The organism is Streptomyces sp. NPDC002888, assembly GCF_042888465.1.
Classification (GTDB): domain Bacteria; phylum Actinomycetota; class Actinomycetes; order Streptomycetales; family Streptomycetaceae; genus Streptomyces.
The window spans coordinates 16,509-36,116 of record NZ_JBIAPU010000045.1; the positions used below are offsets into that span (position 1 = coordinate 16,509).

At 71.9% G+C, this 19,608-nt stretch carries 19 protein-coding genes and 1 pseudogene; 8 read left to right on the forward strand and 12 right to left on the reverse strand.

The annotated features are described in order from the left end of the window. Window positions 1–18: 18 nt before the first annotated feature. The gene (locus ACFYWX_RS44690) at window positions 19–1,257 is read right to left on the reverse strand and encodes a MurT ligase domain-containing protein (RefSeq protein WP_389431159.1); all 1,239 of its coding nucleotides are present in this window, start codon (window positions 1,255–1,257) and stop codon (window positions 19–21) included. A gap of 157 nt (window positions 1,258–1,414) precedes the next feature. Between ACFYWX_RS44690 and def the strand changes: the two genes are divergently transcribed. Continuing rightward, window positions 1,415–1,954 carry a peptide deformylase gene (def, locus tag ACFYWX_RS44695; protein ID WP_389431161.1) on the forward strand — a complete coding sequence of 180 codons (540 nt, stop codon included), beginning with the start codon at window positions 1,415–1,417 and terminating at the stop codon, window positions 1,952–1,954. Between the two features lie 92 nt (window positions 1,955–2,046). Here def and ACFYWX_RS44700 read toward each other — a convergent pair whose 3' ends face one another. Beyond that, window positions 2,047–2,691 carry a TetR family transcriptional regulator gene (locus tag ACFYWX_RS44700; RefSeq protein WP_389431163.1) on the reverse strand — a complete coding sequence of 215 codons (645 nt, stop codon included), beginning with the start codon at window positions 2,689–2,691 and terminating at the stop codon, window positions 2,047–2,049. A 180-nt stretch (window positions 2,692–2,871) separates the two neighbouring features. On the opposite strand from ACFYWX_RS44700, the gene ACFYWX_RS44705 reads away from it, so the two are divergent. Then, window positions 2,872–4,098, forward strand: a complete 1,227-nt coding sequence (locus ACFYWX_RS44705; protein WP_389431164.1) for an acyl-CoA dehydrogenase family protein — start codon at window positions 2,872–2,874, stop codon at window positions 4,096–4,098. A 140-nt stretch (window positions 4,099–4,238) separates the two neighbouring features. Here ACFYWX_RS44705 and ACFYWX_RS44710 read toward each other — a convergent pair whose 3' ends face one another. The 5 genes from ACFYWX_RS44710 to ACFYWX_RS44730 form a co-directional block, all read right to left on the reverse strand. Then, window positions 4,239–4,475 carry a DUF6213 family protein gene (locus ACFYWX_RS44710; RefSeq protein ID WP_133931902.1) on the reverse strand — a complete coding sequence of 79 codons (237 nt, stop codon included), beginning with the start codon at window positions 4,473–4,475 and terminating at the stop codon, window positions 4,239–4,241. Window positions 4,476–4,500: 25 nt separating this feature from the next. Beyond that, entirely contained in the window at window positions 4,501–5,886 is a 1,386-nt protein-coding gene (locus ACFYWX_RS44715) for an NADP-dependent succinic semialdehyde dehydrogenase (RefSeq protein WP_389431166.1), read from the reverse strand. A 76-nt stretch (window positions 5,887–5,962) separates the two neighbouring features. Then, window positions 5,963–6,427, reverse strand: coding sequence for an NUDIX domain-containing protein (locus tag ACFYWX_RS44720; protein WP_389431202.1), 465 nt, complete (start codon window positions 6,425–6,427; stop codon window positions 5,963–5,965). 5 nt (window positions 6,428–6,432) lie between these two features. Continuing rightward, window positions 6,433–7,971, reverse strand: a complete 1,539-nt coding sequence (locus ACFYWX_RS44725; protein WP_389431167.1) for an ATP-dependent DNA ligase — start codon at window positions 7,969–7,971, stop codon at window positions 6,433–6,435. 29 nt (window positions 7,972–8,000) lie between these two features. Further along, window positions 8,001–8,930, reverse strand: coding sequence for an NAD(P)/FAD-dependent oxidoreductase (locus tag ACFYWX_RS44730; RefSeq protein ID WP_389431168.1), 930 nt, complete (start codon window positions 8,928–8,930; stop codon window positions 8,001–8,003). A gap of 77 nt (window positions 8,931–9,007) precedes the next feature. Here ACFYWX_RS44730 and ACFYWX_RS44735 point away from each other — a divergent pair, with 77 nt between their 5' ends. From ACFYWX_RS44735 to ACFYWX_RS44760, 6 genes are all read left to right on the forward strand, one after another. Then, window positions 9,008–9,592: a helix-turn-helix domain-containing protein gene (locus ACFYWX_RS44735; RefSeq protein ID WP_389431169.1), complete on the forward strand. Its 585-nt coding sequence runs from the start codon at window positions 9,008–9,010 to the stop codon at window positions 9,590–9,592. 101 nt (window positions 9,593–9,693) lie between these two features. Beyond that, window positions 9,694–10,665, forward strand: coding sequence for an NADPH:quinone oxidoreductase family protein (locus ACFYWX_RS44740; RefSeq protein ID WP_389431171.1), 972 nt, complete (start codon window positions 9,694–9,696; stop codon window positions 10,663–10,665). Next, complete coding sequence (locus ACFYWX_RS44745; RefSeq protein ID WP_389431172.1) at window positions 10,662–11,843, forward strand: acyl-CoA dehydrogenase family protein; 1,182 nt, start codon at window positions 10,662–10,664, stop codon at window positions 11,841–11,843. Before ACFYWX_RS44740 ends, ACFYWX_RS44745 begins: the two co-directional genes overlap by 4 nt. Beyond that, window positions 11,840–12,913, forward strand: a complete 1,074-nt coding sequence (locus ACFYWX_RS44750; RefSeq protein WP_389431173.1) for an acyl-CoA dehydrogenase family protein — start codon at window positions 11,840–11,842, stop codon at window positions 12,911–12,913. The genes ACFYWX_RS44745 and ACFYWX_RS44750 overlap by 4 nt, the downstream gene beginning before the upstream one ends. Window positions 12,914–13,116: 203 nt before the next feature. Beyond that, window positions 13,117–13,980 carry a phosphatidylinositol-specific phospholipase C/glycerophosphodiester phosphodiesterase family protein gene (locus ACFYWX_RS44755; RefSeq protein WP_389431174.1) on the forward strand — a complete coding sequence of 288 codons (864 nt, stop codon included), beginning with the start codon at window positions 13,117–13,119 and terminating at the stop codon, window positions 13,978–13,980. A gap of 102 nt (window positions 13,981–14,082) precedes the next feature. Then, a complete protein-coding gene (locus ACFYWX_RS44760; protein WP_037672675.1) occupies window positions 14,083–14,277 on the forward strand; it encodes a hypothetical protein in 195 nt (64 codons plus the stop codon). Window positions 14,278–14,280: 3 nt separating this feature from the next. Here ACFYWX_RS44760 and ACFYWX_RS44765 read toward each other — a convergent pair whose 3' ends face one another. The 5 genes and pseudogenes from ACFYWX_RS44765 to ACFYWX_RS44785 all read right to left on the reverse strand — a co-directional run bounded on the left by ACFYWX_RS44765 (window position 14,281) and on the right by ACFYWX_RS44785 (window position 19,559). After that, entirely contained in the window at window positions 14,281–15,519 is a 1,239-nt protein-coding gene (locus tag ACFYWX_RS44765) for a phosphodiester glycosidase family protein (RefSeq protein WP_389431175.1), read from the reverse strand. 170 nt (window positions 15,520–15,689) lie between these two features. Continuing rightward, a complete protein-coding gene (locus tag ACFYWX_RS44770) occupies window positions 15,690–16,187 on the reverse strand; it encodes a GNAT family N-acetyltransferase (protein WP_389431203.1) in 498 nt (165 codons plus the stop codon). 33 nt (window positions 16,188–16,220) lie between these two features. Next, a pseudogene (locus tag ACFYWX_RS44775) lies at window positions 16,221–17,384 on the reverse strand (NUDIX domain-containing protein); the annotation flags it as partial. A gap of 93 nt (window positions 17,385–17,477) precedes the next feature. Beyond that, on the reverse strand, window positions 17,478–18,650 hold the full coding sequence (locus ACFYWX_RS44780; protein ID WP_389431176.1) for a DUF2235 domain-containing protein: 1,173 nt from the start codon (window positions 18,648–18,650) through the stop codon (window positions 17,478–17,480). 30 nt (window positions 18,651–18,680) lie between these two features. Next, entirely contained in the window at window positions 18,681–19,559 is an 879-nt protein-coding gene (locus tag ACFYWX_RS44785; RefSeq protein ID WP_389431177.1) for a DUF6424 family protein, read from the reverse strand. Window positions 19,560–19,608 lie beyond the last annotated feature (49 nt).

A 19,608-nucleotide genomic window follows, 5' to 3' on the forward strand; every position in this document is an offset into this window, starting at 1 on the left:
AGTGTTCGTCCTTCGTGGTCAGTTGCCGACGCGGCGGCGCAGGTCCTGGAACGCGGTGTAGTTCGCGATGACCTCGATCCGGCCGGGCGGGCACATCTGCACGGCCTGGTCGAGGTTCTCGCAGACCTGGAAGTGCTGGTTGGCGACCTCCAGACGCACCGCGAGGTCCAGCTTCCGGTCACCGATGACGAAGATCGGGTGGCCGGTGAGACGCGTGTAGTCGACGTCCCACAGCCAGGAGGTGTCGGTGCCGTCCGCGCCGCGCGCGTTCACGGAGAGGACCACCGGGGTCGGCGGCGGGTCGATCAGCGAGAAGGTCTCCAGCCAGCCGGCCGGGTTCTTGGCGAGCAGGAGTCTCAGGTCGCGGCCCTGGAACTGGACGACGTCGTAGCGTCCGGCGACCGCCTGCACCTGGTACATGCGCTCCAGCGCGACCTGCGGCGGCACCCCGAAGACGGCGGCGACGGCCGCGGAGGAGGCCGCGTTGGCCTTGTTGGCGCGGCCGGGCAGCTGGAGGTGGATCGGCCAGGCGGACCCGTGCGGGTCGAGCACATGATCCCCGGACAGCGCCCAGCTCGGCGTGGGACGGCGGAAACCGCACTCACCGCAGAACCAGTCGTCGCCCGGCCGCTGCATCACGCCACCGCAGGACGGGCAGGACCAGGCGTCGTCCTTCCACATCTGGCCTGCGGCGACCCAGATCACGTTGGCGGAGGAGGACGCGGCCCACACCACCAGCGGGTCGTCGCAGTTGGCGACGATGACCGCCTTGGAGCCGGCCAGGCCCTCACGCCAGTTCTCGGCGAGCATGCGGGTCTCGGCGGCGCGGTCGAGCTGGTCGCGGGAGAGGTTGAGCAGCGCGATGCACTTCGGGGCGGTGTCCCGGGCCACGCCCGCGAGGTACTTCTCGTCGACCTCGATGACGCCGTACCGCGCCTCCGAGCCACCCGCGAGCGCCGAGGTGATGCCCGCCGGCATGTTGGCGCCGAGCGCGTTGGAGACGACCGGCCCCGCGGCACGCAGGGCCTCGGCGATGAGCCGGGTGGTGGTGGTCTTGCCGTTGGTCGCCGAGACGAGGACGACGTCCAGGTTCTGGGCCAGCCGGGCCAGCAGGTCGGGGTCGAGCTTGAGCGCCACCCGGCCGCCGATCACCGAACCGCTGCCGCGCCCCGCGGCGCGGGATGCCGCAGCGACCGCCTTGCCCGCGGTCACGGCCAGCTTGGCCCGCGGCGAGAGCGGGTCCGAGTTGCCTGCCATCAGTTCTCGATCCTCCTTGCGTACGCGCCGCGCCTCTGCCTGACGGCAACGTGGTAGGTGGTCAGCCTATCGAGATCCATTCGCACTCCCGAACCGCGGCACCACCATCACGCCCGTACGGCATGCGCGTGTCAGGGAGGACCGTACCCTTGCCGCCATGCGACACGGCCAGATCCCCGGCGCCCGCGGGCGCGTCCGCCCCCTCAGCCTCCTCGGCGACGCGGTCCTGCACGAGCCCTGCCGGGAGGTCACCGACTTCGGCCCCGAACTGGCGGAGCTCGTGGAGGACTTGTTCGCCACCATGTACGCGGCCCACGGCGTGGGCCTGGCCGCCAATCAGGTCGGCGAGCCCCTGCGGGTCTTCGTCTACGACTGCCCCGACGACGATGACGTCCGCCACCTCGGCCACGTCGTCAACCCCCGCCTCGTCGAGGCCGACGGCATCGTCATCCGCGGCCCGGAGGGCTGCCTCTCCCTGCCGGGCCTGGAAGCCGGCACGGAACGCTACGACCACGCGGTGATCGAGGGCTTCACGATGACGGGGGACCGGGTGAGGGTGCACGGCACGGGGTGGTTCGCGAGATGCCTGCAGCATGAGTACGACCACGTGGAGGGGCGGGTGTACGCGGACCACTTGAAGGGCTGGCGCCACCGCAGACTGATGCGCCAGGTCGGTCGAGCCTCTTGGCACAGGTGAGCTGATCTACCTCAGGGGCGCGGGGCTGTATCGATTTGCGGCTCCGCCGCGTGGGCGCGACCAGCTCAAGGCGGCCCGCACCCACACAACCGTCAGAACCCAGGACTGCCCACCTTGTCCCCCGCGGCCGCAAGCCGACCCCACAACAGATCAGCCAAACTCCGCACCAACTCCGCCCGAGTACAAGGGCGTTCGCCAAGCCACCAGTCCCCGGCGGCGTGCATCATCCCGACGATCCCATGCCCCCACACCCGAGCCAGCTGCTGCCCGCCAGGCCCGAGATCCAGCCGTTCCTCGATGACCTGCGCCAACTCCTCACCCATCCGGCGAAGCAACGGCGCCGAGTGCTTCCCGACGTCGAACCCCTGCTCACCGCCCTGCCCGCCCTCGGAAGGATGCATGAGAAAGCGGTACACCTGAGGCCGCGCCTCGATCGCCGCGAGGTACGTGTCGAGCGTCGCCTCGACCCGCTCCCGCCGGTCCGCGGGAGCGTCCAGCGCCGCCCGCAGCGAGTCCAGCAACGCGTCGGTGTGCCGTTTGGCCAACGCCGCGTAAAGTCCGCCCTTGTCGCCGAAGTGGCGGTAGAGAATAGGCTTGGTGATGCCCGCCTCCGCGGCGATCGCGTTCATCGAGGCCTGCGGGCCGTCACGCAGCACCACCCGGTCCGCGGCCTCCAGCAGCTCCCGCCGCCGGCGGTCGGCGGATCGCTGCTGCTCGGTCCGCTGCGTGGTGTCCATGCTCTCTCCCCACCCGTGCTGTTTCGATGACGCCTGCGCAAACTAACACCTGACAGCAGCCTGACATCGAACGGGCTGACGAGCTGCCGTCGGGAGTTGACTTTTCCTACCGACCGGTAACACACTCGTGTTACCGCAAGTAACATGCACGTTGACGCGTGCGCCGCCGCTGGAGGGGACATGGCCGAGTTCACCATGGAGCTCAACGACGAACAGAAGGAGGTCCGGGACTGGATCCACGGCTTCGCCGCCGACGTGATCCGCCCCGCGGCCGCCGAATGGGACGAGCGTGAGGAGACCCCCTGGCCGGTCATCCAGGAGGCCGCCAAGGTCGGCATCTACTCCCTGGACTTCTACGCCCAGCAGTACTTCGACCCCACCGGCCTCGGCATACCCATGACCATGGAAGAGCTGTTCTGGGGCGACGCGGGCATCGCCCTGTCCATCGTCGGCACCGGCCTCGCCGCCGTGGGCGTCCTCGCCAACGGCACCGAGGAGCAGATCGGCACCTGGATCCCCCAGATGTACGGCGATGCCAACGATGTCAAGGTCGCCGCCTTCTGCTCCTCCGAGCCCGACGCCGGTTCCGACGTCGCCTCCATGCGCACGCGTGCCGTGTACGACGAGGCGAACGACGAGTGGGTGATCAACGGCACGAAGACGTGGGCGACCAACGGCGGCATCGCCAACGTCCACGTGGTCGTCGCGGTCGTCGACGCCGAGCTCGGCTCCAAGGGCCACGCGTCCTTCATCATCCCGCCGAACACACCCGGTCTCGCCCAGGGCCAGAAGTTCAAGAAGCACGGCATCCGCGCCTCCCACACCGCCGAGGTCGTCCTCGACAACGTGCGCGTCCCCGGCTCCTGCCTGCTCGGCGGCAAGGACAAGCTGGACGAGCGCATGGCCCGTGCCCGGGAGAGGGCGAAGACGGGCGGTGAGCGGGTGAAGAACGCGGCGATGGCGACGTTCGAGGCTTCGCGGCCGGCGGTCGGTGCCATGGCCGTCGGTACGGCCCGCGCCGCGTACGAGGTGGCCCTCGACTACGCGAAGACGCGTGAGCAGTTCGGTCGGCCGATCATCGACAACCAGGGTGTCGCCTTCCAGCTCGCGGACATGCGCACGTCCATCGACGCGGCCCGCCTGCTCGTCTGGCGCGCCTCCTGGATGGCCATCAGCGGCAAGCCGTTCACCGCGGCGGAGGGCTCGATGTCCAAGCTGTTCGCGAGTGAGACGGCGAAGAAGGTGACGGCGCAGGCGATCCAGATTCTCGGCGGCAATGGCTACACGCGGGAGTACCCGGTGGAGCGGATGCACCGGGACGCGGCGATCTACACGATCTTCGAGGGCACGAGTGAGGTCCAGCGGCTGGTGATCGCGCGCACGTTGTCGGGGATGCCGATCCGGTAGCGCGTCCGCGGGTTGTGTGTGGCTGATCGCGCAGTTCCCCGCGCCCCTGAGGTACGTGCACTGGACGCCCCTGAAAGGGGCGCGGGGAACTGCGCGACAAGCCACAACGCACCCGCACCCGGTATCGCACCCCGCACCCCCTACGGCGCACCCCCACTGCTGTGCGCAATGCACGCCACGTCGATCCGATCGGCAAGTTTCGCAAGCTCGATCGTCAGCGCAGCGACCGTATCCTCGTCCAGCCCCTCCGCCCCGGCCTCGACGAGATGCAGCCACCGCCCGCCCACCGTGCGGAGCAGCTTGCTCACGTCGGCCGCGGCCACCTGCAAGGTACCGCGGTCGTCGACGATCAGAGGCAGAGTCACTTCGCGGTTCACAGACGGGATCGTAGCCGCGGAAGCCTCACGCACCGTGCCAAACCGTGGTGATGTTGCAGAACTCCCGGATTCCGTGCCCGGACAGCTCACGGCCGTATCCCGACCTCTTCACACCCCCGAACGGAAGCGCCGGGTGGGAGGCGGTCATGCCGTTGACGAAGACACCGCCCGCCTCCAGATCCCGTACGAAACGGTCGACCTCGGCCTCGTCCCGCGTCCAGACGTTGGAACTCAGGCCGAACGGGGAGTCGTTGGCGATCAGTACTGCCTCGTCCAGGTCGCCGGCGCGGTAGAGCGTGGCGACGGGGCCGAAGGCCTCCTCCTGGTGGATGCGCATGTCGCGGTGGATGTCGGCGAGGACGGTCGGCGGGTAGTACCAGCCGGGCCCGTCCGGGCGTTCGCCACCGCACAGGACGGTCGCGCCGACGTGCCTGGCGTCGTCGACGAGTTCCTCCAGGTCGGTACGCCCCTGCTCACTGGAGAGCGGCCCGACCTCCGTGTCGTCCTCCAGCGGGTCGCCGACCTTCAGGGCCTTCATGCGCGCGGTGAAGCGCTCGGCGAAGGCGTCGTAGACGTCCGTGTGCACGATGAACCGCTTCGCGGCGATGCACGACTGCCCGTTGTTCTGCACGCGCGCGGTCACCGCGACCTCGGCGGCGCGGTCGACGTCCGCGGAGGGCATGACGACGAAGGGGTCGCTGCCGCCCAGTTCCAGCACCGTCTTCTTGATCATCTGGCTGGCGGTGGAGGCGACCGCCCGGCCCGCGGGCTCGCTGCCGGTGAGGGTGGCGGCCTTCACGCGCTCGTCCCGCAGGATCTCGTCGACGGCGGAGGAGCCGATCAGCAGGGTCTGGAAGCAGCCCTCCGTGAAGCCCGCGCGGTGGAAGAGGTCCTCCAGGTAGAGGGCGGTCTGCGGGACGTTGGAGGCGTGCTTGAGCAGGCCGACGTTGCCGGCCATCAGCGCGGGCGCGGCGAAGCGGACCACCTGCCACAGCGGGAAGTTCCACGGCATCACCGCGAGCACCGGGCCCAGCGGCCGGTAGCGGACCAGGGCGTGGGAGGCGCCGGAGTCCTTCACGTCCGCGTCGGCGGGCCTCTCGTCGGCGAGCAGTTCCTCGGCGTGCTCCGCGTACCAGCGCATCGCCTTCGCGCACTTGGCGGCCTCGGCGCGGGCCTGCTTGATCGGCTTGCCCATCTCGGTCGTCATGACCCGGGCGATCTCCGCCTGGTCCTCGTCGAGCAGCTCGGCCGCCCGGGTGAGCAGGCGGGCGCGTTCGGCGAAGCCGGTCGTGCGGTACGTGCGGAACGTGGCCTCCGCGAGCTGGAGCCGGCGTTCCAGCTCCTCCTCGCCCATGGCCTCGTACGTCTTGAGCGTCTCACCGTTCGCCGGGTTCACCGTTGCGATGGGCATGACCGACCTCCCTGAAAGCGCGCTGTGCTTCGACCTTCCCGCGGGGCGCGGGGGCCCGCAACGCGGAGCCATCTGCTCAGTGCGAGTGCTCCGCCAGCCGGTCGAGAAACGCGGCCTGTGCCTTCACGATCACCTCGCGCGCCCGGTCGAGGCCGAACCACTCCACCCGGTCCAGCTCGGGGAACTCCTGCACCTGTCCGGACTTCGGCGGCCACTCCATACGGAACGTGCCGGGGACGACCGTCGCCGGGTCCAGGTCCGCCTCGACCGCCCACGCCGTGACGATCTTGCCGTTGGTCTGGCGGACCTCACCGAGCGGTACGGCCTCGCCGTCGGGCGGCGGCAGCCCGAGCTCCTCCTGGAACTCGCGCCGGGCCGCGTCCCAGGCGGGTTCGTCGGACTCGTACTCGCCCTTCGGCACGGTCCAGGCGCCCGCGTCGCGCCGCGCGAAGAACGGGCCGCCCATGTGGCCGAGCAGCACCTGAAGGCCGTCGTCGGTGTGCCGGAACAACAGCAGACCCGCGCTGCGCTTGCCCGTCATGTCCGTCACGGCCGCACCTCCGGGTGCGCGGCGAGCAGTGTCTCCACCGTGTCCGCCTCCTCCGGGCGCTTGTCCTCGCGGTAGCGGATGACGCGGGCGAAGCGGAGGGCGACGCCCGCCGGGTAGCGGGTGGAGCGCTGCAGGCCGTCGTAGGCGATCTCGACGACGAGTTCCGGGCGTACGCTCACCACCCAGCCGTCGTCGTCGACGGCCAGCTCCGTCAGGCGCTCGGTCTGCCAGGTGAGCAGCGCGTCGGTCATGCCCTTGAAGGTCTTGCCGAGCATGGCGAAGCCGCCGTCGGCGGTGCGGGCGCCCAGGTGGAGGTTGGAGAGCTTGCCGGTGCGGCGGCCGTGGCCGCGTTCGACGGCCAGCACGACCAGGTCGAGAGTGTGCACGGGCTTGACCTTCAGCCAGGACGCCCCGCGCCGGCCGGCGCTGTAGCCGGCGTCCAGGGCCTTGATCACGACGCCCTCGTGACCGCGCTTCAGCGTCTCGGCGAGGAACTCCTCCGCCACCGGGACGTCCTCGGGCCCGGACAGCAGTGCCCGCCGTACCCGCATCGGCTCCGGGACCAGCCGGGCCAGCTCCGCGTGCCGCTCGGCGAACGGCAGGTCGAGCAGGTCGCGGCCGTCGACCGACAGCGCGTCGAAGAAGACCGGGGAGACGGGGACCGTCTCGGCGGCCGTCGCCACGTCCACGCGCGAGCCGACGCGCCCGGCGGTCTCCTGGAAGGTACGGGGCCGGCCGCCGCCGTCGAAGGCGATCACCTCGCCGTCCAGGATGAACCGCTCACCCCTCAACTCCCGCGCCGCCGACGTCAGTTCCGGCAGGCGGTCGGTGATGTCGTCGAGGGTGCGGGTGTACAGGCGTACGTCGTCGCCCTCCCGGTGCACCTGGACGCGGATGCCGTCCAGCTTCTCCTCGACCACGCAGGCGCCCAGCTTCTCGACCGCCTCCGCCACCGAGGAGGCGCTGTGCGCCAGCATCGGCAGCACCGGGCGGCCGACGGTGAGCCGGAACCGCTCCAGCGTCGCCGGCCCCTCCCCGAGCAGCGCCTGAGCGACCTCTTGCAGCGAACCCGCGAGCATCACCGCCCGCCGTACGTCCGCCGCCGGCGCCCCGGTCGCCTGCGCCAGCCCCTCCACGGCGACCGCGTCCAGGGCGCCCTGGCGCACCTCGCCGGTGAGCAGGCCGAGAAGGAAGCGCTGCTCGTCCTCGGTGGCCGACCTCATCAACTCCTCGACCAGGCGGGCCCGTTCGGCCTGTGAACCGGGGCCGGAGACCTTGCCGAGCTCGGTGAGCCGGGCGTCCACCTCGCGCACGGTCAGCGTCGGCTCGGCGGCCGGTTCGGCGGGGCGGCTCAGCACCTTCCAGCCGACGCCGATCCGGCCCTGCGGGAGTCTGCCCGCCAGATACGGGATGACGATCGGCGCGTCGTCGGCGTCCGCGTCCCGGAACAACGCGGCGAGCAGGGCGATCTTGCGGGAGCGCGCCGAGGTGTCGGCGACGTCCCGGGACACCTGGGCGAGCCGGGTCAACAGCATGCAGCCATGGTGCACCGGGGGCGGGCGCTCTACACCCGGGCGTCGGCGTCGAGGTCCGTCATCAGCAGCTCCCCGTTGATCGTGGCCCCCGCCCGGTAGCCGCCCGCCGCCGCGTTCACCACCTGCTCGGCGAAGCCCATCGCGTTGCCCGCCGCCCACACTCCGGGCACGGTGGTCAGGCCCGTCTCGTCCACCACGGGATACGCGCCGAACGGGGTCTCGCGCAGCTCGGCGCCCAGTTGCTGGAGCAGACCGGTCTGCGGCACGGCGCGCGGCGCGACGAACATCACCGAACGGTCGTGGGTCGTGCCGTCCGCGAGCCGGACCCCGGTGAGCCGGTCGTCCTCGACCACCAGCTCCGCGACCTCACCGGGCACCACCTCGACCCCCGCCGCCGCGAGCCTGCGCAGGTCGTCGTCCGAGAGCTCCGCCTCGGCGACCTTGTGCAGGAAGAACGTCACGTCCTTGGACCACTGGGACACCATCAGCGCCTGGTGCACGCTCAGCGCGGACGTGGCCAGCACGCCGAAGGGCTGGTCCCGCACCTCCCAGCCGTGGCAGTACGGGCAGTGCAGCACGTCCCGGCCGAACCGCTCGGCCACGCCGGGGACCGCCGGAAGCTCGTCCTTCAGCCCGGTGGCGACGACGAGCCGCCGGGCGCGCACGGTACGTCCGCTCGCCAGCGCCATGGCGAAGTCGCCGTCCTTGGTGACGTCCACCGCCCGGTCCCGGACCAGCTCCACCCCGTACCGCGCGATCTCCTCGCGGCCGAGCGCCAGGAACTCCGCGGGCGGCATGCCGTCCCGGGTCAGATAGCCCTGCATGTGCGCGGCGGGCGCGTTGCGGGGCTCGCCCGCGTCGACGACAAGGGTCCGGCGCCGGGCGCGGCCGAGGACCAGTGCGGCGGACAGTCCGGCCGCGCCGCCTCCGACGACGACCACTTCGTACATCTCGGTCATGGTGACCACCTCCGTGGACAAGGTCGCTCGGCCACTGCCGCATTGACAAACGTGTTTGCCGAAACTGCAATGGAGTCATGAGTGACGGCACAGGCACGGACGAGGTGCTCGCGGAGGTCGGACCCCGGCTGCGGCGGATCCGGAAGGAACGGGGCGCGACGCTCGCCGGGCTGTCGGAGGCGACCGGTATCTCGGTGAGCACCCTGTCGCGGCTGGAGTCGGGCCTGCGTAAGCCCAGCCTAGAACTGCTGCTGCCGATCGCGCGGGCCCACGGGGTGGCGCTGGACGAACTGGTCGGAACTCCGCCGGTCCGGGACCCGCGGGTGCGGGCTCAGCCGATCGTGCGGCACGGGCGCACCTACTGGCCGCTCACCCGCCAGCCCGGCGGAGTCCAGGCGTTCAAGGTGCTCGTACCGCAGGGGACGGAGGAGCCGGAACCCCGTGTCCACGAGGGGTACGAATGGCTCTACGTCCTCGCCGGGCGGCTGCGGTTCGTGCTGGGCGAGCACGACGTGGTGCTCGCGGCGGGGGAGGCCGCCGAGTTCGACACGCGCGTGCCGCACTGGTTCGGGTCGACGGGGGAGGGGCCGGTGGAGTTCCTGAGTCTCTTCGGGCCGCAAGGGGAGCGGATGCACGTACGGGCGAAGCCCAGGCGTTCGTGACGGACGTGACTCTTCCGCGGCAGGCTGTTCCCTGATCGGCAAGCGACCGCTTAGTATGCGAAGGACCCCGGTCGGACGACGTAGTCGCGTGGAGGCTCCGCATGCAGGCATGGCAGGTGCACGAGAACGGCGAGCCGAGTGAGGTGATGCGCCTGGAGGACGTGGCGCGGCCCGAGCCCGGCGACGGCCAGGTCCTGCTGAAGGTGCGCGCCGCGAACATCAACTTCCCTGACGTGCTGATGTGCCGTGGGCACTACCAGGTCCGGCCCCCGCTGCCGTTCACCCCGGGCGTGGAGATCTGCGGCGAGACCGAGGACGGACGCCGCGTGATCGCCAACCCCGCGCTGCCGTACGGCGGTTTCGCCGAGTACGCCGTCGCGGACGCCGCCGCTCTGCTGCCCGCTCCCGACTCGCTGGACGACGCCGAGGCGGCCGCCCTGCACATCGGGTACCAGACGGGCTGGTTCGGCCTGCACCGCCGGGCCGGTCTCGAAGCCGGCGAGACACTGCTCGTCCACGCCGCCGCAGGAGGGGTCGGCAGCGCGGCCGTGCAGCTCGGCAAGGCGGCCGGGGCCACCGTCATCGGTGTCGTCGGCGGGGCCGACAAGGCCGCCGTCGCCCGCGAGCTGGGCTGCGACGTGGTGATCGACCGGCGTGCCGCAGACGTGGTCGCGTCCGTGAAGGAGGCCACCGGCGGGCGGGGCGCCGACGTGATCTACGATCCGGTCGGCGGCGAGGCCTACACGCAGTCCACCAAGGTGGTCGCCTTCGAGGGCCGGATCGTCGTCGTGGGCTTCGCGAGCGGGACGATTCCGAGCCCGTCCCTCAACCACGCCCTCGTGAAGAACTACGCGATCCTCGGCCTGCACTGGGGCCTGTACAACACCAAGAACCCGAAGCTGGTCCAGCACTGCCACGAGCAGCTCACCGAGCTGGCCGCCCGGGGCGCGATCAAGCCGCTGGTGAGCGAGCGCGTGCCGCTCGGCGAGGCGGCGGCAGCGGTCCAGCGGGTCGGCGACGGTGTCACCACCGGCCGGGTCGCCGTCGTACCGCAGAACGGAGTCGAGGCATGACCGACGCAGCCGAACTCAGGCGCCGCGCAGCGGAGCTGCTGGCCGCGAATCCACCCGCCACGACGGATCGGACGGACTTCCTGAAGGCCCGCTTCGATGCCGGTCTCGCGTGGGTCCACTACCCCGAGGGCCTCGGCGGACTCGGTGCCCCACGCTCCCTCCAGGTCGTCGTCGACGCCGAGCTGGAGGCCGCGGACGCTCCCGACAACGACCCGCGGCGCATCGGCATCGGCCTCGGCATGGCCGCGCCGACCATCCTCAAGTACGGCACCGAGGAGCAGAAGCAGCGGTTCCTCAGGCCCCTCTGGGTGGGCGAGGAGGTCTGGTGCCAGCTGTTCAGCGAGCCGGGCGCCGGTTCCGACCTGGCCGCGCTGGGCACCCGCGCCGTGCGGGAAGGCGAAGACTGGGTCGTCAACGGGCAGAAGGTGTGGACGTCCAGCGCCCACGTCGCCCGCTGGGCCATCCTCATCGCCCGCACCGACCCGGACGTGCCCAAGCACGTGGGCGTCACCTACTTCCTCTGCGACATGACCGACCCGGGCGTCGAGGTGCGGCCGCTGCGCCAGGTCACCGGCGAGGCCGAGTTCAACGAGGTCTTCCTCACGAACGTCCGCATCCCGGACTCGCGCCGCCTCGGCGAGGTCGGCGACGGCTGGCGGGTCGCGCAGACCACGCTGAACAACGAACGCGTCGCCATCGGCGGCATGCGGCTGCCCCGCGAGGGCGGCATGATCGGCCCGGTCTCCAAGACCTGGCGCGAACGCCCCGAACTGCGCACCCACGACCTGCACCAGCGGCTGCTGAAGCTGTGGGTGGAGGCCGAGGTCGCCCGGCTCACCGGTGAACGCCTGCGCCAGCAACTCGTCGTCGGCCAGCCCGGCCCCGAAGGCGCCGGCATGAAGCTCGCCTTCGCCCGTCTCAACCAGGAGATCAGCGGCCTGGAGGTCGAACTCCTCGGCGAGGAAGGGCTGTTGTACGACGACTGGACCATGCGACGCCCGGAGATGGTGGACTTCACCGGTCGCGAGGCCGGCTACCGCTACCTGCGCTCCAAGGGCAACAGCATCGAGGGCGGGACCAGCGAGGTCCTGCTGAACATCGTCGCCGAGCGCGTCCTGGGCCTGCCGTCCGAGCCGCGCACCGACAAGGACGTCGCCTGGAAGGACCTGGCCCGATGACCGATCTTCTGTACTCGGAGGAGGAAGAGGCCCTCCGCGCCGCCGTCCGCGACCTGCTCACGGACCACTGCGACGCACCGGGCGTGATCGCCCGCACCGAGTCCGACGCCCCGCACGACCGCGCGGCGTGGAAGGCGCTGGCCGACGGCATGGGCCTCGCCGGCCTCCTGGTGCCGGAGTCCCGGGGCGGCCAGGGCGCCTCCCACCGCGAAGTCGCCGTCGTCCTGGAGGAGTTGGGCCGCGCGGTCGCCCCCGTTCCCTACCTGACGAGCGCCGTCGTCGCCACCGAGGCCCTGCTGGCCTGCGAGGCCGACGACCTCCTCACCGACCTGGCGTCCGGCCGGCGGATCGGCGCCCTCGCCGTCGCCCTGAGCGTCGCTCCGGGCGCCGCCCACAAGGTCGTACGGCATGAAAACGGGTCCCTGCACGGGGAGTTGACCGGCGTCGCGGACGCGGCCGTAGCCGATGTGTTCCTCGTACCGGCGGACGACGGTGGTCTGTACGCGGTCGAGGCCGACGCGGCGACCGTCACCCCGCAGATCTCCCTGGACCTGACCCGGCCGCTCGCCACCGTCACCCTCGACGGTGCCCCGGGCCGTCGCCTGGGCGACGCCGAGCCCGCCGTCCGCCGCGCCCTGCGCGCCGGTGCCGGGCTGCTCGCCTCCGAGCAGCTCGGTGTCGCCGAGTGGACGTTGACGGAGACCGTGCGCTACCTGAAGGAGCGCAAGCAGTTCAACCGTCCCGTCGGCGGCTTCCAGGCGCTCAAGCACCGGCTCGCGCAGCTCTGGCTGGAGGTCGTCAGCCTCCGCGCCGCCGCCCGGGGCGCGGCCGACGCGCTCGCGAGCGGCCAGGACGTCGACGTGGCGGTGGCCGTCGCCCAGGCCTACGCGGCGCAGGTCGCCGTCCACGCGGCCGAGGAGGCACTGCAGCTGCACGCCGGCATCGGCATGACGTGGGAGCACCCGGTGCACCTGTACCTGAAGCGGGCCAAGGCCGACTCGATCGCCTACGGCACCGCGGGCGCCCACCGCTCCACACTGGCCGAACTGGTCGACCTCCAGGCTCCCTGACCTTCGCCGACGTACGCCCACTTCCACCCACGTTCACCAGGGAAAGCCCGCCCCACCTGGGGCGGGCTTTTCCGTGTGCCTTGCGCGCAGGCGGTGAACGAGGGGAGGCAGTCCGGCCAACTCCTGCCATGAGCAGGCCCTTTGCGGCCCCGAGGACCTGATACTCGCTGAGGTCCCGTACGGCACCCAAAGGGAGGCAGAGCATGGCCCTCACCACCCGCCGCAGAGCCCTCAGCACCTTCGGCGCCGCGCTCGCCGGCGCGGTCGCCCTGCCCGCGTCCGGCGCGCGGGCAAGCGAACAAAGGCACCGCACCGGCCCGTTGTGGCGCGCCCACGCCCACAACGACTACGAGCACCCCCGCCCCCTCCTCGACGCCCTCGGCCACCGCTTCGGCAGCGTCGAGGCCGACATCTACCTCGTCGGCGACCAACTCCTCGTCGCCCACGACCCGGAGGACCTCGACCCCTCCCGCACCCTCGAATCCCTCTACCTCGATCCGCTGGCGGCCCGCGTCAAGGCCAACCACGGCTGGGTGTACCGGGGTTGGCACAAGCCGCTCCAGCTGCTGATCGACATCAAGACCGAGGGCGCGTCCACCTACCTCGAACTCGACCGCCACCTGCAGCGCTACCCGCACCTGTTCACCACGTACGCCCACGGCCGGGTGTACACCGGCCCGGTCACCGCCGTGATCTCCGGCGACCGCGCGGCCCGTACGCCGATGGAGGCCCAGCGCGTGCGCCGCGCCTTCTACGACGGACGCCTCAGCGACCTGGGCAGCGCGGCGCCCGCCTCCTTCGTGCCGCTGATCAGCGACAACTGGACGCTGAACTTCACGTGGCTGGGTGTGGGCGCGTTCCCGGACGCCGAGCGGGAGAAGCTTCGCGGCATCGTCGCCGCGGCCCACGCGCGCGGGCAGCGGGTGCGGTTCTGGGCGACGCCCGATGTCGCCGGACCGGCCCGGGACGCGGTGTGGGGCGAGCTGCTCGCCGCCGGCGTCGACCACCTCAACACCGACGACCTGGCGGGCCTGGAGGCGTTCCTGGACGCACACCGGTCCGAGTGACACCACTCGATCGGAGGACAGGTCAGCCGCCCGGCCACACCCTCCGCTACGCCACACTTGCGGCCGAACGCCGCGAAGCGGACGTGGCGGAGGAGGTTGACGATGGCCGTTTCCATCTCTGTGGTGCTGTTGCTCGCTGTCCTGGCGGTGATCTTCCTGCGCAACGGCGGGCTGAAGATCTCCCACGCCCTGGTCTGTCTGCTGCTCGGCTTCTACCTGGCGAGCACCAGCGTCGCTCCCACCATCCACAGCGGCATCACGGCGACCGCCGACATCGTGAGCAGCCTGCGGCCGTGAGGATCATCCGGTGGCGAAGACCCCGATGCCGTTGGCGACCGGGCGCTCCGCGCCGCCGGAGGGATGGTTGCGCACCGAGACCGTACTGGCGCCCGAAGCCCGGGTGACCAGCGTCGTGGAGCCGCCGCCGTCCAGGTTGAAGGCGTCGACCGCGCCGAGATCGTGCAGGGCGTCCGCCACTTCGGCGACCGTCAGGCCGCTGCGGTACTCGGGCGCCCCGTCCAGCGCGAACAGCAGCACGCCCCGGCCGCCCTCGGTGACGCCCACGGCGGTGCGCACGGCCGCGGCCGTGGTGTCGAGGCCGGGCAGCGGCTGTCCACCCCGCAGGACCGGGTAGCCGCCGAGGGCGAAGTCGTACGGCGCCGACGCGGTGGACGCCACGAGCCGGTGGCTCACCTGCACCGACTCCCCGGTGAAGAACTTCCGCAGCCGCTGCGCGCCGGCCTCCCGGCCGACCAGCACGGTGGTCCCGGCGGCGATGGCGCCGCCGCCGGGGGCGTCGGCGGTGGACACGACCCGGCCGTCCCGGACCGTCACCTCGAACGTGTCGGTGCTGCACGGCGCGCCGCGGTCGTCGTCCGTGCCGCACGTGGCGCGCACCCGGGAGGCGCTGCCCCACTCCGTGGTGAACGCGCCGACGGAACCCACGGGCAGCGCGTACTGGTTGAGCCCGCCGAGCGCGAACCGGTCCTCGGGCGTGGTGACCGATCCGTCGAGGGTCAGCCGGTCCAGCCGGGCGCGGTGGTCGGTGCCGACGCCCAGCACGTCCCGGGTGGTGGTGCCCGACGGCAGCGCCGGCCCGAACCGCTGGCCCTTCGGCACGGCCGCCTTCAGTACGTGGCCGTCCGCGATCGCCGGACCCACGCTCGCGCCGGTCGCCTCGACGCCCGGGTGCTGGGTCTCGGAGATGTTGAAGAAGTCGCCGTTGACGCCCCCGAGGGCCCGCTGGGTGTCCGCCAGCCGCGAGACGGTCGCCCGGGCGGCCACCGTCCCCGGGTACAGCAGGCCGAGGCGCACCCGGGAGTCGGCCAGGTCGACGCTCAGCACATGGGCGTGCGTGGGGCCCTTGTTCCCCTGGATGTCGAACTCCCGGTAGACGACCCCGGGCGCGACCCGCATGCCGCCCCGCGCGGCGCCGGCCGGTGCCGCCCCCGCCAGGGCCGCACCGGCCAGCGTGCCGAGTGCCGTGAGGACCGTCAGTACTGTTCTGCGCGTTCCGAGTCGTCCTTGACGACGTGTCACCGTTGCCCCCTGAGGTCTCGTCAACTGTCCCAGGACTCAGGGGAAGTGCAGCAGAAGGCGAGGGCCGAGGGGATGGCCGCGCGGCCGACTGCACAAGAACGGGTGAAAAGCGGCCGGAAAACGCGCGAGCGCAACTGAGCTGATCGGCCCCTCAGAGACGGGCCGGTGGTTTACGAGGAGTGCGCCGCGTAGCAGCGGAGGGAGACCGTCCGGTCCGGGCCCCAGCGCTGCTCGACCACGTCCAGCAACTCCCAGCCCAGCCGCTCGTAGAGCGCGGTCGCCGCGGTGTCGGACGCGACGACGTCCAGCACCGGATGCAGGCCCCGCGCGTGCGCCTCACACGTGGCCCGTTCCAGCAGCGCCGCCCCGATGCCCCGCCCTCGTGCGGCGGGGGAGACGAACAGCCGGTTCACCACGGCGGCAGCCCCGGCGCCTTTGTGACGGGCCTGCCACAGGCCGGGCGCGACGTCGCCCTCGTCGCTGTGGGACAGGACGACGTGCCCGACGATCCGTCCGTCCAGCTCCGCCACCCACGCGGACAGCAGCGAGCGGGGCGTGAGCCAGTCGGCGGGCCGGGCAGGCCAGTTCACGGGGTAGCCGCCGTCCTCGTGGACCGCCGTGAGTACGGCGATGCAGTCGGCCAAGTCGTCCGCCACCCGGGGCCGCACGGGCCGGCCCCGGCCGCCGCGCGGGGCGTCCCCGTACGGCGTGAAGTGGGCGGGTGTGTGGTCGATCGACAGTTCGGGGCGCCAGGCGGTGAGGGCCTGGGCGCTGCACACGAACAGGCCGGGCGGCAGCTGGTCCAGGGGGTACCAGCGCCAGTCCCCGACGCTCTCGCCGGGCTGGTCGGCCGGCTCGCCGCGCCAGTCGGTGACGACGGCGGCCACGGTCACCCGTACGACGTCGGCGACGTGGTCGAGGAGCGTGCCCAGCAGACGTACGTCGGACGGCTCGGCCCGCAGGCCGGTCTCCTCGCCGAGCTCACGCACGACCGTCTCCCGGAGCGTTTCGCCGGGGTCCGCCTTCCCGCCGGGCAGCTCCCAGGTGCCCCGGCGGTGACGGCCCAGGAGCAGCCCTCGGGGGCCGTACAGGATGGGGGCCACGCCGAGGGTCGCGTGCGCGACGGGAGGCTGGGAGGTGCGGGGGCGGGAGGAGACGCGGGCGGGGCGCCGGGCGCGGAAGACGCGGTAGGAGGCGTGGTTGCCGGGCTCCGGCGCGTCGACGGCGTGCACGGACTCCAGCCGTAGCCCGTGCTCGGCGAGCAGGTCCTCCCAGAGCTCCGGCGCGAGCACCCACATCCGCACGGTGGCGTCGCCGCCACCCGCGAACCGCAGGACCTCCGGCCGCGACATCACGTCGGACGACGGTCCGTCGCCGCGCGAGTTGGTGTGCAGCGTGGAGAAGCACAGCGTCCCGCCGGGCGTGAGGGCCGTGGCGAGGGCGGGCAGCAGACGGCGGGGATCGATGAACGGGACGCCGTTGACGGAGTAGATCACGTCGTACGGCGCCGCCGACCGCAGATGCTCGACCGCGTCGGCACGGACCAGGCACAGCCCCGGCAGCGAGCCGTACCGCGCGCGGGCCCGCTCGTACTGGCTCGGTGAGGCGTCCACCGCGTCCACCGACGCTCCGTACGCCCGTACGAGATGCGCGGCGTGCCGGGCCGTGCCGCAGCCGAGGTCCAGGACGCGGCGGCCCGACAGCTCCCCGAGGAGGTCGGCGTCCGGCCCGGCGTCCGGGATGCCCCAGTCGATCCGCTCCACCTCGTCCGGGACCGTGCCGCGCCGGAGATGGTGGGTCCCGTACGCGTCCCAGACAGCGGAGTTGACCGACTCCGGGCCGTCCGGATCGAGGGGCTGCGGCATCAAGGTACCTCCAGGGCGGGGCCGTGTTCCTTCAACGGCCCATGATCGCCCCTAGGCGTCGGGAGATGCCGCGCGATCCGGTTGTTCGCCTGCTCAGCCGCCCAGTGGTACGGGGCCGGTCAACCGCCCGGCGTCGGTGTCGGCCTGGTCCCGTCTCGGCTGGGTCCAGTCGAGGTCGGCCCACTGCCGTGGCTCCCGCAGATCGGGGTGGTACTGGGGATCGCTCTGCCGCCGGAGTCGTACGCTCGCGTGCACCCGCGCGCCCTCGGGAACCGGCCGTGAGCGTCGGCCCGCGAGGATCCAGGCCACGCCGTTCTTGTGGAGGGGCGCGCCCGCGAACTCCTCGGTCACCGTGCAGGCCTCGGCGTAGGCGCCGGGGCGGAAGAGCAGGTCGTCGCAGACGCCGTCGGTGACCCACTTGAGGGTGATGGTGGAGAGCAGGGGCTCGTTGTCGGCATGCGCGAACGTGCCGCCGACGTCGGAGTGCACTCCGGCGAACCAGACCTCCTGCGCGGTCTCCTGGAGGACCGGCGGACGCGGTGTCACCTCGTACTCGTGGTAGGGGCGGCGCTTCTCGTCGAGGGACACGGCGTGGCGGATGCGGGCGGCGTTGGGCAGCTGGTGGGTGTAAGGCCAGTTCAGGTTGCCCAGGCGCAGGATGCCCGCCGCCTTCACGGTGTCCCAGATGCCGAGGTACGCGACGGGAAGGGCGTAGTGCGACACCTGCCTTTCGTGCCCGGCCGCCTCCGCGTTGTCCTTCACCACCCTCCACAGCGGCTCCCTCTCGGTGCGCCGGCAGAAGGCGTGCGAGAACCGCGCCACCTCCTTCATGCTCTTGTCGATGTCCTGGTTGAAGGCGTACTTGGCCACCGCGTACGGGACGAGGTTCTCCGAACCGGGGCGCATCAGGCCCGGCTTGTTCAGCATGCCGACGAGGGCGCGGGCGGTGTAGGCGCCGCGGCTGAAGCCGAAGACGTACACCTCGTCGCCCGGCTGCCAGGTCCGCATCAGGAACGTGTAGGCCTCGGTGAGGTTGGTCTTCAGCCCCGTGCCGAACGCGAGTCCGCTCACGCGGGAGAACCAGCGGCCCGCCGGTCCGTGCGCGGTGGCGGCGGACATGGTGCCGACGCCGGGGTCGTAGTACAGGAGTTGCTGGGCCGGGTCGTCCGGGCGCAGCATCTCGTAGAGTCTGACCACATTGGTCGGGTGGCGGGCGCCGACCTGGTTGCCGGTCCCGTCCAGGCAGATGACGATCTTGCGTGCCATGGTCGCGCTCCTTGCCTAGGGGGTGTCGCCCTAGCCCTGGTGCCGTCTGCCGCGTCGCGGTCTTCCGTCGTGCCGCGCCCCGTCCGTCTCGGCGATCTGCAGCTCGAACGCCTCCCGCGCGACAGGGCTGTCGGGCGGGAGCACGGCCATCTCCCGCAGCTCCTGCGCCTGGGCCAGTGTGCCCGCCGCCCTGCTGCCCTCGGGGGCGTGGAGCAGGCGGACCCGGCCGTCGCCGGAACCGCGCCGGCCGACCGGGGCCACGGCGCCGTGGGTGCCGTCGGGCAGGGTCACCCACAGCTTGAAGTCGGAGTAGCGGAAGTAGTCCGCGCCCTTGACCGGCCAGGGGTAGTGGTGTTCGCCGGGGGTCTTGGGCAGGATGCCCTGGTGGTCCCCGCGGTTCAGGGGGACGCACGAGTTGAACAGGGAGTCGGTCCACGCCTCGACCCCGTCGGCGTCCGTGATCGGGGTGCGCAGCAGGTCGCGGGCCTCTTCGTAGCCCAGCGCGTCCAGGGCGGGCAGGGTGAGGGGGAAGGCGTCCACGAGTTCGGCGGCGAGCAGGCGCAGCCGGTCGACCTTCTCCGGGTCTGCGCAGAACTGCATGCTCCACTCGATGCCGGCCTTGGCGCGGTACATGCGCCAGCCGTCCCGCCCCTTCACCCAGAGGCTGCCGCCGTGGTGCATCTCCCAGTGCTCGGATCCGGTGGGCCGGGGACCGTAGGGCAGGTCGTCGTCGGCCGTTTCATCGAGGATCTCCTTCACCGTCGACTTCGCGGCTCGGAAGAACGTCGACTCCTTGCGCGCGGGGTGTTCGACGAGTTGGATCTTCCACGGGTGGTTTCCCGTGTGGGTTCCGGCGAGCCGGATGGTGTCGGGTATCCGTGATCTGATGGCGGAAGCGATACGGGCCATGGGCCGACCTCCTCGCACCGGCCGCGCGGGCTCGCGGCGGGTCCGCAGC